This is a genomic window from Caballeronia sp. INML3B (genome assembly GCF_023631305.1).
Taxonomy (GTDB): domain Bacteria; phylum Pseudomonadota; class Gammaproteobacteria; order Burkholderiales; family Burkholderiaceae; genus Caballeronia; species Caballeronia turbans.
The window spans coordinates 39,849-55,265 of the sequence record NZ_JALQDI010000060.1 but is presented as its reverse complement, the minus strand read 5'-3'; the positions used below and the strand labels follow the sequence as shown (position 1 = coordinate 55,265).

Below are 15,417 nucleotides of genomic sequence, written 5' to 3'. Positions count from 1 at the left end.
GCCCCGCGCGCAACGCTCCGCTTTGCGCCCAGCAAGACGGGCAGCTCGTTCAATGTCTCTTGTTCCGCCACTTTTCACGCCCCCGTCAGTGTTTCGGCGACGAGCTCACGCGGCGCGCCCCGCGCATCGTCCAGCTCATGGCTCAGGCTCGCCCACGCGCGCTGGCGCAGCGCGACAAACGCGGCGCTGTGTCGTACCGATGCCGGACGCGGACGCGGCAAATCGATATCGATGATCTCCTTCACGCGTCCTGGCCCGCGCCCGACGATGGCAACACGGTCCGCCAGAAAAATCGCTTCGTCGATGCTGTGCGTGACGAACACGACCGTCTTCGCGCTCTGCTCCCAGATGCCGAGCAACTCGTGCTGCAACGACTCGCGCGTCTGGGCATCGAGCGCGCCGAAAGGCTCGTCCATCAGCAGGATCTCGGGACCGTAGGCGAGCACCCGCGCGATCGCCACGCGCTGCCGCATGCCGCCCGACAATTGATGCGGATAGTGATCCGCGAAATCGAGCAGGCCGACGAGACGCAGGAAGCGTTCTGCCTCGCTGCGCCGTTGCGCCCGCTTCACGCCGCGAATCTCCAGTCCGGTTTCGACGTTCTTGCGCACCGTGCGCCACGGAAACAGCGCATAGCCCTGAAACACGAAGCCGAGCTTGTTGCGCGCGCCGCCGACAGGCTCGCCATCGACGGTGATCCGGCCCGAGGTCGGCGCGCTCAGGCCCGCGAGGAGGTTGAGCAGGGTCGACTTGCCGCAGCCGCTCGGACCGAGCACAGCCAGGAATTCGCCCTCGCGCACGCGCAGGTCGAAGGCGTCGAGCACGGTATGGCTCGACGCCGTCGCCTCGTTGACGTAGGTGAGCGACAGATCGCGCACGACGATCTTGTCGCGTGCCGCGCGTGTCCCGCTCATGAGGGCCTTCCGTTCGCGACCGGCGTCGCATTCGCCTGTGACTGCTTCGCGGCGAACGGGTTGTACTGGTTCGTGTAGACGTCCTTCACCTGCACCTTGCCCTTCGGTATCTTTCCGGCCTGCTCCAGGATGTCGATGTAGTACTGGATCGGCGGCTCGGTCACCACGAGATCCTTCACGTAGGCATAGCGCTCGACCAGCTTCACGTCGATGCCGAGCCGCTCCGCCGTGAGCTTGCGCGCCTCGTCGGGATGCGCGTTGACCCAGTTGCCGGCTTTCGCGATCGCCGTCACGAAATCCTTCACGGCCTGTGGATGCGCGCGTGCGAATGCGCCGTTCACGCTGTAGGGCGCCATGCCGCCGAGGCCGCCGTCCTCGTCCCAGTCGCTCCACAGCTTGTGCAGTTGCGGATCGGCCTCGGCAGCGCCGGAGAAAGGCGGGTGAATGATGGCGATATCCACGTTTTTCGTGACGAGCGCCTGCTGCGACTGGTTGTCGGGCACGACGAGCCAGTTGACCTTCGACACGTCCACGCCGTGCTGCGACAGATACTTCTTCGTCACGAATTCCGCGCACGCGCCGAAGCTGTTGAACGCCACCGTCTTGCCCTCGAAGTCCCTGGGTCCGCGAATGCCCGAGTCCTTGCGTGTGAAGTACTTCATATGCGGCGCATCGGGGAGCGTCTCGCCGCCCGCGGACACGACCTTGATATCCGCGCCGCTCGCGATCGCGGAGATGACGAGCGGCACCATGCGTGTGCCGAAGTCGATCTCGCCCGTGCCGACGAGCGGAATGATCTGCGGCGCGGCGATCTTGCCGACATACTTCGGCCGCGTGCTCGTGCCTTCGAAATAGCCGAGCTTGTCGGCGAGATAGACAAGATCGAACGCCGGGTTGTCGGGATACTTGAAGTACGCCACTTCTTGCCGGCCGCTCTGCGCGACCGGCGTCTGCGACGATTGCGCCCGCTCTTCGCGAGGCTTGCAGCCGCCCAGCAGAACGAGCGCGGCGGCCGCGCAGGCCACCAGAGTGAGCTTTCCGGCAGCGTATGGCCGGCGATGCGAATTGGACGCCTTCATGGAATCGGAATGAGGAGAGCAGCAAAAAGAAATGGTCTGGCGCAGCGCGGCCGCCATGCGGTGCTCACGCATTCTCACGCCGTGAGCGATGCGCGCGAACCAAGGAAATGTGCTTAGCTGCCGCGACGAAAACTGAAATGCAATTCAGCCGATGCGCAATGGCAGCGGCGCACAGGAACACTGAAAAGCAAAGAACAATAAAACGTTTGTCGTCGCGCCGTTCGACGGCTTCTAATAAGAAGCTCTCCTGCCCGACTCGCGGATAACGTTCATCGGAGCCCCCGTCCTTCATGGCTGATACGGAAATGAAATGGCTGACCTGACTTCCACCCGCAACAGCTATGTGACTTCGCATGCGCCGCGTGCGGGCATTTCGAGAGTCGTGCTCTACCGATGGCTTTCCTGGGCCATTCCCGCGATCGTCGTCCAGTCATGGGAAGCCGCATCGCGCATCGGACTGATCGCGCCGCAGGTGCTCCCGGCCCCGAGCAGCGTCTTCGACACCGCCGTCAATCTCGGCAGGAACGGCGAGCTCTTCGTTCATCTCGGCGTCTCGCTAGTGCGCGCCGCGGCAGGCTTCGTCATCGGCGGCACGATCGGTCTCGCGCTCGGCGTCGTCGTCGGGTTCTCGCCGTTCGCGCAGGCGCTCTTCGATCGCTCGATCCAGATGGTGCGCGCGATTCCTTTTCTGGCGATGCTGCCGCTCGTCATCGTCTGGTTCGGCGTCGGCGAAGTCGCGAAGATTTTCCTGGTCGCGCTCGCGGTACTCTTTCCGATCTACATCAACACCATGCTCGGCATCCGGCAGATCGATCCGAAGCTGATGGAACTTGCCCGCGTGATCGGCATGGACCGCATCGCGGTCGTGCGGCGAATCATTCTTCCCGGCGCGATGCCTTCCATCCTGACCGGCGTGCGCTATGCGCTCGCCCACGCGTGGCTCGCGCTCGTCATCGCGGAGACGCTCGCGACGACCAAAGGCATCGGCTTTCTGGCGATGGACGCCCGCGAATTCCTGAACACCAACGTCATCCTGCTGACCGTGATCATCTACGCGATCATCGGCGTCGTCGCTGACGCGCTCGTGCGCCTGCTCGAAGCCCGCTACCTCTCGTGGCACGCGAACTACGCCAAAGGAGCGCGCAAGTGACGCAGAGCCAGGTTCTGTCCCGCGAGCGCGTCGGCGCATCGTCTTCAATGGCCGTATCGGTGCGCGGACTACAGCGGCGCTATGGCAGCCGTGTCGTCATCGATGCGCTGGATCTCGACATCCGCAAAGGCGAATTCGTCGCGCTGCTCGGTGAAAGCGGATGCGGCAAGACTACGCTGCTGCGCGCGCTGGCGGCGCTCGATCGGCCCGACGCGGGCACGATCCGCGCGCCGGCGCGCCCCTCCGTCGTGTTCCAGGAGCCTCGCCTGCTGCCCTGGGCGCCGTTATGGCAGAACGTCGCGCTCGGTCACGAGAACACGATCGGCCGCGACGGCGCGGCGCGCGCACTGGCCGAAGTCGGACTCGCCGGACGCGAGGACGACTGGCCGCGCAATCTGTCGGGCGGTCAGGCGCAGCGGGTGGCGCTCGCGCGGGCACTCATTCACGATCCCGCGCTGCTGCTGCTCGACGAGCCGTTCGCGGCGCTCGATGCACTCACGCGCATCCGGATGCACGGCCTCGTCAAGGAACTCGTCGCGCTCCATCAACCCGGCGTGCTGATCGTGACGCATGACGTCGATGAAGCGCTCACGCTCGCCGACAGGATTCTCGTGATGCGCGCCGGGCGCATCGCGGCTGCGTTCCAGCCCAAAGACCACGCGCCGCTGGCGCTGCGGCCCATCCTGCTCGCCGAGCTGGGTGTCCGAACTCACTGACCTCTTTCCCGCACAACCAGAAGGACCTCAAAGCATGACTGATTCTTCGCTGAGCCGCCGCCAGTTGTTGCGCGCGGCGGGTGGCCTGCTGGCCGGCGTCGCCACCAGCGGACTTTTCCCGGCGCAGGCGGCCGAGCCGCGCAAGCTCACGCGCAATACCGACACGGTGCGCATCGGCTGGGGCTACGGCAGCCTGCCCGACATCGCCAAGCAGCGCGGCGTGTTCGAAAAAACGCTCGCCGCCAAAGGCATCAAGGTCGAATGGATCGGCCCGTTTCCGAACCATGCGCCGTCGATTCAGGCCGTGGTCGGCGGCAGCGCCGACTTTGGTTTCTGGGGATCGACGACACCCGCGCTCGCCGCGATGCTCGCCGGCTCGCCGATCGTCTTCAACGCGTTCGATATCTATTCGCCGCGTTCGACGGCCATCATCGCGAAGAAGTCGAGCGGGATCAGTTCGGTTGCCGATCTGGCGGGCCGCAAGGTGGCCGTCAACCGTTCCGGGCTCGGCGAATTTCTGCTCATCGCGGCGCTGGAAAAGCATCGCGTCGATCGGGACAAAGTCCAGTTCGTCTATCTGAATCCGCCGGACGCCGCACCGGCTTTCGCGCAAGGCAAGGTCGACGCATGGTCGATGTGGTCGCCGGGCGTCGACATCTCGCGCTTCTCGAATGACGCGAAGGACATCTTCAACGAAGGCCGCGATCTGGACTTCCTGATCGACTACAGCTCGCTCGTGACGCGCCGGAAGTTCACCGAAGAGAACGCCGAGCTGATCCGCGCGGTGATCGATGCGTACTACGTCGAAGGCGCATGGCAGTCCGCGCATTCCGCCGACGCCGAGCTTCTCGTTCAGCGCGAAGGCAAGTATCCGGACCAGGTGCGCGATTATCTGGCGAGCCTCAAGCGCGTAAATCAGTTCCACGAGCCCGACGACGCCGCTTTCATCGCGCAGTTTCAGCGCGCCGCCGACTGGCTCGCGGAACGCAAGATCATCAATTCGCGCATCAAGGTCGCGGATTACAGCATCAAGGTCTGATTCGAGGAACGCACGATCATGTCTGAGCTCACCTATCCCGCGAGCGGCGGACCCACGCTCGTCTCGCCATTGTCCGCAGCCCTCGGCTTCGCGCAGATCATCGGCGATATCGCCGCGACCGCCGCGGAACGCGAACGCGCGCATCGCCTGCCGCACGAGGAAATCGCAAGTCTCAAGGCGCTCGGCTTCGGCGCGCTGCGTCTTCCCGTCGATGCAGGCGGGCGGGGCGTGTCGCTGCGCGAATTGCTCGCGCTCGCGCGCGATGTGGCCGCAGCGGACTCGAACATCGCCCATGCGTTCCGCAATCATCTGTGGCAAGTGGAGGCCGCGCTCAGACGGCGCGAGCATCCCTTTCATGCGCGTGTGCTGGAACTCGCCGGGCAGAAGAAGACCATCGGTCTCAGCTTCGTCGACAGCGACGTGACAGCGGCCGGCGCGCGCCCGACGAAGGTGCTGAGCCGGCTCGAATGGGACGCATCGCGCGACGTCTACGTAGGCTCGGGCGACAAGGTCTACGCCACGGGCAATCTGTACAACGACGCGTTCATCGGACTCGCGGTGGAGAGTCGCGCAGGCCGCACCGTGCAATACGTGCTCGATCGCGGCGAAGGCGTCAGCGACGAGGATGACTGGCAAGGTTTTGGCCAGCGCCTGACAGGCTCGGGCACGGCGCGGTTTCGCGACGTGACGGTGCCAGCCGCCCACCTCTACCCGACGGACCCGCCGAAGTCCGACGAAGCGGCGCCGTGGGGCTACACCTTCCATCAGGTCTATCTGACCAACTGCATCGCGGGCATCGTGCGGCGCGTGGCGCTGGACGCCGTCGACGTGCTGCGCGCGCGCGGGCGCAACTTCTATCACGGCGAAGCCGCGCATCCCGCCGGCGAACCCGTGCTGCAATCGCTGCTCGGCCGTATTCGCGCGTACGCGGCGAGCGTCGAGGCGACCGCGGACCGCGCGGTCGGCGCCCTGCAGCGCGCATGGGATGCCCACGGCACGCGCGACGAATACGAAACCACGCTCGCCGCCACGCTCGCGGCCTCCGAAGCGAAAGTCGTGATCGACGATCTCGCCCCGCAGATCGCGAGCTGGCTGATCGATCTCGGCTCGGGCTCGGTCGTCTCGCGCATCGGCGCGCTCGACCGGCACTGGCGCAACATCAAGGTGATCGCCTCGCACAATCCGCGGCTCTACAAGGAGCGTCTGCTCGGGCAGAACCTGCTGAGCGGGCGACTGCCGCCCACGGGCGCGTTCTTCTGATCGTGCGTGACGTGTCCGCTCGCGCGCGACCGACGCGGCGAGCGGACCGCGTGCTCAGCCGCCGACCAGACGGCGCACGCGCGGCATCACTTCGTGTGCGAAGCGGCCCATGTCGGCCTCGAACGGCTGGAACTGCAGCATGAACAGTTCGATCCCCGCACGATGAAAATCCACGATGCGCCGCGCGACCGTATCGTAATCGCCGACGAGATCCGCCGCCGTGCCGCCGTTCGACCCGACCCGCGCCGAGCGCGCGAAGGTCTGGTGCATGACCGCCTTCGGATCGGTATTGGCTTTCTGCCGTTCGCGCAGCGGCTTGTCGAGTTCCGCCAGCGCGAAGAGATGTTCGAGATGCGCCTGCGCTTCGTCCTGCGTGTCGCGAGCGATCACGAACGCCGACAGGCCGAAGCGCAAGGCGTCGCGGCCTGCCGGACGCGCGCGGGCGGAGACATCGGCGATCAGGGCGGCGACGTCGTCGTGCGGCTGGCCGTTGATGAACCACACGTCGCCATGCGCCGCCACGAGCGAGCGCGCCGGATCCGACTCTCCGCCGACATAGATGCGCGGACGCGCGCGGAACGGATCGGCGGGACGCAACTGGTAATCATCGATACGGAAGTGGTCGCCGCGATGCGTGACGGCTTCGCCGCGCAACAAGGCTTCGACGACGGCGATCCACTCGCGGCCATACGCATAGCGCTCGTCGTGCTCGGCAAAGCCGATGCCCGCGCGTTCGAGCTCCGGACGATTCCACGCGTTCACGAGGTTGATCGCGAAGCGCCCGCCGCTAATGTGCTCGATCTGCTGCGCCATCTTCGCGAGCACGACCGGATGATAGAGATAAGGCTTGATCGCGGCGATGATCTCGATGCGCGAGGTGAGCGCCGCCAGTGCCGCCGACGATGTCCACGCTTCGAGCTGATCGAGCGAGGCATCGTGCGGATTGATCGTATGCTGGGCGACGAGCACGGCGTCATAACCGAGGCGCTCGGCCTCGAGCACGAGCGCCTTGTTGCGCGTCCACGAGGCGTCGTACGGCTCCGCGGGATCCTGCAGCGCCGCGCGGCTGCCATGCACGAGCGCCCAGACGCCGAAACGGGGAAGTTTGGACATCGCTTGAATGAACGAAAGACAGAGTAGAAAGGATGCTCATGCTAACGCCGGGTGTGCTCATGGCGATCCAATTTCTATCGATAAGGAATTGCCATATCGGCATTTGGCGCACGGGGACACGTCCCGGATCGGGCGGCGCGCCGGAGAAACAACGAGCGCGCCGCTCAACGCATTGGCGAGCGCGCCGGCTCGTGATCGGCGAAACTTTGTCATAGGCCTTCACTTTCGCCGCACGCCTTCGCTGGGAGCGCCGCAGGGGTCGTCGATGATCCGCCGCAAGCATACGAACGAGCCACGAAAAGCCAGAACCGACGAATCAATCCATGGTTTTCTGCATAGCCAAAACCATCACGATCAGGAGAAAAGCGCAATGAATCGTACCGAAGACGCCGCATGGCTCGAGCCGCTCAATGCGGTGTTGCATGAATGGGCAACCACGGCCGCCGCGCGCGACAGGTCGGGCGGCACTGCCTTTCACGAGCGCAACCTGCTGCGCGAGAGCGGCCTGCTCAGGCTTTCGGTGCCGGTGGAGTTCGGCGGCGACGGCGCCAGCTGGTCGACGACCCTCGATGTCGTGCGGCGCATGGCGCAGGTCGACAGCTCGCTCGCGCATCTGTTCGCGTTCCATCACCTGCAACTGGCAACGATCCGTCTGTTCGCAAGCGCCGTGCAGATCCGTCGCTGGCTCGGCGAAACCGTCGCGCAAGGATGGTTCTGGGGCAATGCGCTCAATCCGCTCGACAAGAGCACGCGTGCGCTACCCGATGGCGCCGGCGGCCATGTCTTCGACGGCCGCAAGAGTTTCTGTTCCGGCGCTCGCGATTCGGACCAGCTGCTCGCCTCCGCTTTCGACGGCGACGGGCGGCTCCTCATCGGTGTGACGCCGACGAATCGCGCGGGCATCACCGTGCTCGACGACTGGGACAACATGGGGCAACGTCAGACCGACAGCGGCACGGTGGTGTTCGAGCGCGTACCCATCGCGACGGACGAACTGCTGCTTCAGCCCGGACCGCTCTCCAGCCCGTTCGCCACGCTGCGGCCGCTGCTCGCACAGTCGATCCTGAGCCACATCTATCTGGGCATCGGCGAAGGCGCGTTGCAGGCCGCGCGCGCCGCGACGCTCGCGCAGACGCGGCCGTGGATCGCATCGGCCGCCGAGCGTCCCGCCGACGATCCCTACGTGCTCGCGCATTACGGCGACTTCTGGCTCGCGCTCGAAGGGGCGCGGCTCTTCGTCGAGCGCGCGATGCAGGCATTCGATCAGGCGTGGTCGCGCGGGCTCGATCTGACCGAACATGAGCGGGGCGAAGTGGCCGTCGCGGTGGCGGCATCCAAGGTCGCGGCGGCGCGCGCGGGGCTGGACGTCGCGCATCGCATGTTCGAAGTGACGGGCGCACGCTCGACCACCGCGGCATTGCGCCTCGACCGCTTCTGGCGCAACGTGCGGGTACATACGCTGCACGATCCGATCGACTACAAGGTGCGCGAGCTGGGAGACTGGGCGCTCAACGGGCGGATTCCGAAGCCGTCGTTCTATTCGTGAGCGCCATGCCGCCCGGTCAGCAACGCGAGAATGGGGCGCTTATCTGTGACGAAGCGCATTTCGCCGGGCGCCTTCGAATCAGCGATGCTCGAAGAAGCGGTTGGCGGGCCTCGGCAAGCCGAGATGCTCCCGCAAGGTCGCCCCTTCGTAGGCGCGCCGGAAAATGCCGCGCCGCTGCAACTCGGGCACCACCTTCGTGACGAAGTCATCCAGGCCTGCGGGCAGATACGGAAACATCACGTTGAAGCCGTCGCTGGCTTCTTCGACGAGCCATTGCTCCATCTGATCGGCGATATCCGTCGCGGTCCCGACCATCTGCAAGCCGGAATAGCCGCCGACGCGCTGCGCCAGTTGACGCACGGTGAGCCCTTCGGCGCGCGCCATGTCGATCACGCGCTCGCGCGCGCTCCGGCTCGCGTTGGTCTCGGGAATCTCGGGCAAGGGACCATCCGGGTCGAACGACGAGACATCGTGACCGAGCGCGATCGACAGCGACGCGAAGCCGCTGTCGTCATGCACGAAGGTATCGAGCAGCCCCCGCTTCTCCTGCGCTTCGTCGCGCGAGTCGCCCACCACGACGAACGCGCCCGGCAGAATTTTCAGATGCTCACGCGCGCGGCCGACGCGTTCCATGCGGCCTTTGACATCGGCATAAAAACGCTTGCCCGCGGCTAGATTCGGCTGCGCGGTGAAGACCGCATCGGCGGTTTCGGCGGCGAGCTGCCTGCCCGCTTCCGATGATCCCGCCTGCACGACCACCGGCCATCCCTGCACCGGCCGCGCGATGTTCAGCGGGCCGCGCACCGACAGATACGCGCCCTTGTGGTCGAGGACGTGCAGCCGGTCGGGATCGAAGAACAGGCCGCTTTCGGTGTCGCGCACGAAGGCGTCATCGGCCCAGCTATCCCAGAGGCCGGTGACGACATCGTAGAACTCGTGCGCGCGGCGATAACGCTCGTCGTGCTCCATGTGTTCCTCGCGGCCGAAGTTGCGCGCGGCGTCGGGGTTCGACGTGGTGACGAGGTTCCAGCCCGCGCGCCCGCCGCTCAGATGATCGAGCGACGCAAAGCGCCGCGCGATGTGATACGGCTCGTCGAAGGTGGTCGATGCCGTGGCAATCAGCCCGATGCGTTCGGTCACGGCGGCGAGCGCGGAAAGCAGCGTGAACGGCTCGAACGACGTCGCGGTATGGCTGCGCTTCAACGCGTCTACCGGCATGTTGAGCACGGCGAGGTGATCGGCCATGAAGAACGCATCGAAGCAGGCGCTTTCGAGCGTCTGCACGAATCGTTTGAGATGGCTGAAATTGAAGTTGGCGTCGGGCCATGCACCCGGAAAGCGCCACGCGCCGGTATGCAGGCTGACCGGCCGCATGAACGCGCCCAGATGGAGTTGTCGGGTGGTTGACATCGCGTCGGTGATGAACGAGTGGCGGATTGCGTCAAGGTACTGCAAGCCGCAAAAACGCGCTTGAACGAGCGGCCGGCTTCACGCACGCCTGAGATCGCGGCCCGCAAAAAACTGATCGTCCGGCACCACGTTCAGTGCGATCGTCAACCGATTGGCATAGTTGAAGAACGCCGATATCTCCAGCACCTCGGTCACGGCCTGCTGCGTGAAGCCGATCGAGCGCAGCGATTGAAGATCTTCTTCGCGAATGCCGCCCGGCTCGCGCGTGAGACGCTCCGAGATTTCCGCGAGCGCAGCCTCCTTCACCGAAAGACGCACATGACGAAAGCCCTGTGCGATGCGCTGCGCGCGCACCGTATCGCCCAGCACGTTCGCAAGCGCCTGCGTGTGATTGAACACGCAGTAGCTGCACTCGTTCGCGGCCGACGTGACCACCGCGATCAGTTCGCGCTCCGCGGCCGTCAGATGACTGCGGTGCGGATCGAAAAGATGCTCGTAGAACGTGACGAGCCGATAAGCGGTATCGGGATTGACCGAGAGCGCCGCGAGCCAGTTCGGCACGAAGCCGTACTGTCTGCGGAACTTCGCGTGGATCGACGCGACGTGCGGCGGCAGGCGCGTCTCGTCGGGCACGCCGAAACGCGAGACCGGCTCGCGTTGCAGATCGGCATCGAAGGGGTTGAGATGATCGGCGAATGGATCGGATGCTGCGATCGTGGACATGGCGGTTTCCTGGCGCTCTGTCGAGGCGCTCCAAGTTAGCGCACCCATCGGCGCGCGGTTGGACTGATTTCTCATAAGCTAATCGGCGTGCGCCCACATCACGCCGCGCTGATTGCATATCGCAGGCTGATAGTGGATCGCCTGAGCGGGCGCTGCGCATAAAGGCAGCGCTCGCGCAGTTGTCGAACGGTCGCGCCGACATGGCGCACCGGTGTGCTCATGACGAGACAGGCTCGGTCCGCTGCGTCTGGGCGCGCCGCGCGGCCTCACCGCTTTGCGACAGCGCCTGCGTGACCGAAGCGCCCGGCGCGACGTCGTGCGTGAGCCATACATTGCCGCCGATGACCGCGCCGCGTCCGAGCGTCACGCGTCCGAGGATCGTCGCGCCGGCGTAGATCACGACGTCGTCCTCGACGATCGGATGACGCGCGAGCCCTTTCTCGAGTTGACCTTGCGCGTCGCGCGGAAAGCGCTTGGCGCCGAGCGTCACCGCCTGATAGATGCGCACGTGGTTGCCGATCACCGCCGTCTCGCCGATCACGACGCCCGTGCCGTGATCGATGAAGAACCCCGAGCCGATGCGCGCACCGGGATGGATGTCGATGCCGGTTTCGCCATGTGCGAGCTCGGCCACGATGCGTGCGAGCAGCGGCAATTCGAGCCGATAAAGCTCGTGCGCGATGCGATGGTGGATCATCACGAGGATGCCGGGATAGCAAAGCAGCACTTCGTCGACGCTGCCCGCCGCCGGATCGCCCTGATAGGCCGCGAGGATGTCGCTGTCGAGCAGGGTGCGGATGCGCGGCAGGGTTTTGGCGAACGCGCGTATTGCGTTGATCGCGCGCGTGTCGATCGCGTGGTCGTCGCGCGGCTCATGCCGTGCCTTGTATTGCAACTCCAGCTTCGCCTGCGCGAGCAGGCCCTGCAGCGCGAAATCGAGCGCATGGCCGACGTAGAAGTTCTCGCTTTCCTGACGCAGATCGGGCGGGCCGAGCCGCATCGGAAAGAGTGCGCCTTTCAGCGCGCCGATGATGTCGGCGAGCGCCTCGCGCGCGGGGAGTTCGCGCCCGCCCGGCTCGAGCGAGCGCTTTTGCATTTCCCGCCACTGCTGGCGGACCGTCTGAAGCGATTGGACGATGTCGTCGATGTCGAATACAGCCACAGTGCAGTCCTTTCCATGATGTCGGCCGGGCAAGCCGGAATAGCGCCAGCGGTTCTGCATGCCGCGCCGCCGCCGGTCATAGTCACGACGTCGCCGTATTTCTTGTTTCGTCACAGAAGCGATGGCGGCGGTACTCGTCCGATGCAAAGTCAACCGTCGATAGCCAATACGTACGACTATGCGAGACATCCGCCGGAGGTGGTACCAAGTATTTTTCATTTGCAAATGACGGCTCGTGCGCGACCGTTCGCGGTTCGGCCAGGCGTATATGCGAAGCGCGCTCCACGTCATTTGCTACGCACAATTGATTGGTAGCCGCGGCACACAAAGTGCCTATAGTCGAAGGCTTCACCACACCACTCCGTTCGCTCCATGAAACATACGATCCATCGCCGCACACTGATCGCCGGCGCCGCTGCCTTCATGCTTGCCGCCGTCGTTTTCGCGCCCGTTCATGCAAAGGCCGAAACACGCGAGGTCGTCATCGGCTATCAGGACATGGTGGTGCCGTGGCGCTATGCGCAGGCAAGCGGAGCCGTCGAGAAGGCCACCGGATACAAGGTCACTTATCGCAAGCTCGGCAGCGGCGCGGACGTCATCCGCGCGCTCGCGTCCGGTTCCATACAGGTGGGCGAAGCGGGCTCCAGCCCGATCGCGGCGGGACTCTCGCAAGGCGTCGATCTGTCGCTGTTCTGGATTCTCGACAACATCAACGATGCCGAAGCGCTCGTCGCGCGCAACGGGTCCGGCGTGAGCAAGCTCGCCGATCTGAAGGGCAAGACGCTCGGCGTGCCGTATGTATCGACTTCGCATTTTCATGCGCTCGTCGCCTTGCAGCAGGCGGGTGTCGATCCGTCGACGGTCAGGATCGTCAATCTGCGTCCGCCCGAAGTCGCGGCGGCGTGGGAGCGCGGCAACATCGACGCGACTTACATCTGGGACCCGGTGCTCGCCAAGGCCAAGCAGAGCGGCCGCGTGCTCATCACGTCGGGTGAGGTGGCGAAGGAATCGGGCAAGGCGACCTTCGACGGCTTCGTCGCGGCACGCAAGTTCGCGCAGGACAATCCCGCGTTCCTGAACGGGCTCGTCAAGGTGCTCGCCGATACCGATGCGCAATACCGCGACCACAAGGCCGACTGGACCGCCGCATCGAAACAGGTGCAGGCGGTCGCGCAGGAATCCGGGGCGAACGCCGCCGACGTGCCCGCGAGTCTCGCGCTCTACGCCTTCCCGAGCGCAGGCGAGCAGGCTTCGCCGACCTGGCTCGGCGGCGGACAGCAGTCCGGCGCGGCGAAGTCGCTCGCCGCCACCGCGCAGTTCCTCAAGCAGCAGGGCACGATCCAGAACGTGCTCGCGGATTACTCCACGGGCGTCGATCCCCGCTTCGCGCAGCAGGCCGCGAAATGACATCGCTTGCCATCCGCAATCTCGGCGTCACGTACGAAGGCGCGCACACGCCCGCGTTGAAAGGCGTCGATTTGCAGATCGGCAGCGGCGAGTTCGTGGTGGCGCTCGGCGCGTCGGGCTGCGGCAAGACCACGCTGCTGAATTGCCTCGCCGGATTTCTCGAGCCGACCGAAGGCGAGGCATCGCTCAATGGCGAACCGATCGCCGGGCCCGGCGCGGAGCGCGGCGTCGTGTTCCAGAAACATGCGTTGATGCCGTGGCTGAATGTCATCGACAACGTCGCGCTCGGCCTGCGCTTTCGTGGCGTGAAGCGCGACGAGCGCCTCGAGATCGCGCGCCGCACGCTCGCGCTCGTCGGTCTGGCGCAATCCGAGCGGGCAAAGGTCTACGCGCTTTCGGGCGGCATGCAGCAACGCGTCGGAATCGCGCGCGCACTCGCGAGCGATCCCGAAGTGCTGCTGATGGACGAGCCGATGGGCGCGCTCGACGCCCTCACGCGCGAAAGCGTGCAGGAACTCGTGCTCGACGTGTGGGCGCGCACCGGCAAGACGGTCTTCTTCATCACGCACAGCGTGGAGGAAGCCCTCTTCCTGGCGACGCGCCTCGTGCTGATGACACCCGGCCCGGGACGCATCGAGGAAGTGCACGAGCTGCCCTTCTCGCGCGATTACATTCGCAACCGCGACGCGCGCGCCGTGAAATCGTCGCCCGCTTTCATCGAATGGCGCGAACGGCTGACGCGCCGACTGCATCGCACCGACACGGAGGTGGCGTGACTCACCCCGCTCGAGACGTCCCGCTGCCGCGCGCCGTCACGACGCCGCAGACCACACGAGCTGCTTCGCGCGCGAAAAGGCGCGCGCGCTATCGCGGCATGCCGGGCGCGGGCCCGACGGCGCTGCCCAGTGCGCTGTGCGTCGCGACACTCGCGGTGCTGTGGTGGGCCGCCACGCATTTTCACTGGCTGCCGCCGCTCTTTCTGCCCTCGCCCGAAGCCGTATGGCAGGCATTCACCGATGCGTGGCATGGACGGCTTCAGGGCGGACTGCCGCTCTCGGAACATCTGCTGTGGAGCGCGATCCGCGTGTTCGGTGCATTCGCGCTCGCGGTCGTCACGGCGGTGCCGGTCGGCATCCTGATGGGCGTGAGCCGCATTGCGCGCGGCGTGCTCGATCCGCCGCTGGAGTTCTATCGGCCACTGCCGCCGCTCGCTTATCTGCCGCTCGTCGTCATCTACTTCGGGATCGATGAGACCGCGAAGATCGTCGTGATCTGGCTCGCCTGCTTCGCGCCGATCGCGATGGCCGCGCGTGCGGGCGTGAAAAGCGCGACCGCCGAGCAGGTGAACGCAGCGTGGTCGCTCGGCGCGAACTTCCGGCAGGTGGTGTGGCATGTCGTGCTGCCCGCCGCGCTGCCGGAGATCCTGACGGGCCTGCGCATCGCCGTGGGCTTCGGCTGGACCACACTTGTCGCTGCCGAGATGGTTGCCGCGACCGCCGGCCTCGGGCAGATGGTGCTCAACGCGTCGAGCTTCCTGCGCACCGACGTGGTGGTGATGGGCATCGTGCTCATCGGCGCGATCGCGTGGATATTCGACTTCGGCATGCGCGCGCTGGAGCGGCGGCTCGTGCCGTGGAAGGGGCGCTGAGCCGCTCGCGGGACGGCCGGGACGGCGCGATGCGTATCGGCGAATGCGGCGATCGTCGGCACTTGCGCGCCCCGCCCCTCGTATTCCCGCTTGACAGACACTCTTACGATATATATCTTTAGATATGTTTTAAGACATATCTGGAGTGTTCTGATGAAATCCCGCTGCATTCAACGCGCGCGTGAAGCCGGCTTCCGCGCATTCGGATCTGGTTTTCCCTTCGACGCCCCCGAGTGGTCTGAGCGTTCGA

At 65.6% G+C, this 15,417-nt stretch carries 14 protein-coding genes; 8 read left to right on the top strand and 6 right to left on the bottom strand.

The annotated features are described in order from the left end of the window. Positions 1-74: 74 nt before the first annotated feature. Entirely contained in the window at positions 75-914 is an 840-nt protein-coding gene (locus tag NCS58_RS26810) for an ABC transporter ATP-binding protein (protein ID WP_061116419.1), read from the bottom strand. After that, a complete protein-coding gene (locus tag NCS58_RS26805) occupies positions 911-1,993 on the bottom strand; it encodes an ABC transporter substrate-binding protein (RefSeq protein WP_086960721.1) in 1,083 nt (360 codons plus the stop codon). The genes NCS58_RS26810 and NCS58_RS26805 overlap by 4 nt, the downstream gene beginning before the upstream one ends. Before the next feature lie 310 nt (positions 1,994-2,303). Here NCS58_RS26805 and NCS58_RS26800 point away from each other — a divergent pair, with 310 nt between their 5' ends. Genes NCS58_RS26800 through NCS58_RS26785 form a run of 4 tightly spaced genes read left to right on the top strand, consistent with a single transcriptional unit; the run spans position 2,304 to position 6,158 of the window. Continuing rightward, positions 2,304-3,143, top strand: a complete 840-nt coding sequence (locus NCS58_RS26800) for an ABC transporter permease subunit (protein ID WP_061116417.1) — start codon at positions 2,304-2,306, stop codon at positions 3,141-3,143. A 47-nt stretch (positions 3,144-3,190) separates the two neighbouring features. After that, positions 3,191-3,859, top strand: a complete 669-nt coding sequence (locus NCS58_RS26795) for an ABC transporter ATP-binding protein (protein WP_096031947.1) — start codon at positions 3,191-3,193, stop codon at positions 3,857-3,859. A 34-nt stretch (positions 3,860-3,893) separates the two neighbouring features. Further along, positions 3,894-4,898 carry an NrtA/SsuA/CpmA family ABC transporter substrate-binding protein gene (locus tag NCS58_RS26790; protein WP_061116415.1) on the top strand — a complete coding sequence of 335 codons (1,005 nt, stop codon included), beginning with the start codon at positions 3,894-3,896 and terminating at the stop codon, positions 4,896-4,898. 18 nt (positions 4,899-4,916) lie between these two features. After that, positions 4,917-6,158 carry an acyl-CoA dehydrogenase family protein gene (locus tag NCS58_RS26785; protein ID WP_250477838.1) on the top strand — a complete coding sequence of 414 codons (1,242 nt, stop codon included), beginning with the start codon at positions 4,917-4,919 and terminating at the stop codon, positions 6,156-6,158. A 54-nt stretch (positions 6,159-6,212) separates the two neighbouring features. On the opposite strand, the gene NCS58_RS26780 is transcribed toward NCS58_RS26785, so the two are convergent. After that, positions 6,213-7,271: an LLM class flavin-dependent oxidoreductase gene (locus NCS58_RS26780; RefSeq protein ID WP_061116413.1), complete on the bottom strand. Its 1,059-nt coding sequence runs from the start codon at positions 7,269-7,271 to the stop codon at positions 6,213-6,215. A gap of 370 nt (positions 7,272-7,641) precedes the next feature. Here NCS58_RS26780 and NCS58_RS26775 point away from each other — a divergent pair, with 370 nt between their 5' ends. Beyond that, on the top strand, positions 7,642-8,817 hold the full coding sequence (locus tag NCS58_RS26775; protein WP_061116541.1) for an acyl-CoA dehydrogenase family protein: 1,176 nt from the start codon (positions 7,642-7,644) through the stop codon (positions 8,815-8,817). Between the two features lie 78 nt (positions 8,818-8,895). Here NCS58_RS26775 and NCS58_RS26770 read toward each other — a convergent pair whose 3' ends face one another. The 3 genes from NCS58_RS26770 to epsC form a co-directional block, all read right to left on the bottom strand. Then, the gene (locus tag NCS58_RS26770) at positions 8,896-10,227 is read right to left on the bottom strand and encodes an LLM class flavin-dependent oxidoreductase (protein WP_061116540.1); all 1,332 of its coding nucleotides are present in this window, start codon (positions 10,225-10,227) and stop codon (positions 8,896-8,898) included. 78 nt (positions 10,228-10,305) lie between these two features. After that, positions 10,306-10,950, bottom strand: a complete 645-nt coding sequence (locus NCS58_RS26765; protein WP_061116412.1) for a peroxidase-related enzyme — start codon at positions 10,948-10,950, stop codon at positions 10,306-10,308. Positions 10,951-11,167: 217 nt separating this feature from the next. Beyond that, entirely contained in the window at positions 11,168-12,112 is a 945-nt protein-coding gene (epsC, locus tag NCS58_RS26760; RefSeq protein ID WP_061116539.1) for a serine O-acetyltransferase EpsC, read from the bottom strand. A gap of 372 nt (positions 12,113-12,484) precedes the next feature. On the opposite strand from epsC, the gene tauA reads away from it, so the two are divergent. From tauA to NCS58_RS26745, 3 genes are read left to right on the top strand one after another with little or no spacing between them, the layout of a single operon-like run. Then, entirely contained in the window at positions 12,485-13,519 is a 1,035-nt protein-coding gene (gene tauA, locus NCS58_RS26755; protein ID WP_061116411.1) for a taurine ABC transporter substrate-binding protein, read from the top strand. Next, complete coding sequence (locus NCS58_RS26750) at positions 13,516-14,295, top strand: taurine ABC transporter ATP-binding protein (RefSeq protein ID WP_061116410.1); 780 nt, start codon at positions 13,516-13,518, stop codon at positions 14,293-14,295. Before tauA ends, NCS58_RS26750 begins: the two co-directional genes overlap by 4 nt. After that, positions 14,292-15,167, top strand: a complete 876-nt coding sequence (locus NCS58_RS26745; protein WP_096031946.1) for an ABC transporter permease subunit — start codon at positions 14,292-14,294, stop codon at positions 15,165-15,167. Before NCS58_RS26750 ends, NCS58_RS26745 begins: the two co-directional genes overlap by 4 nt. Positions 15,168-15,417: the final 250 nt, after the last annotated feature.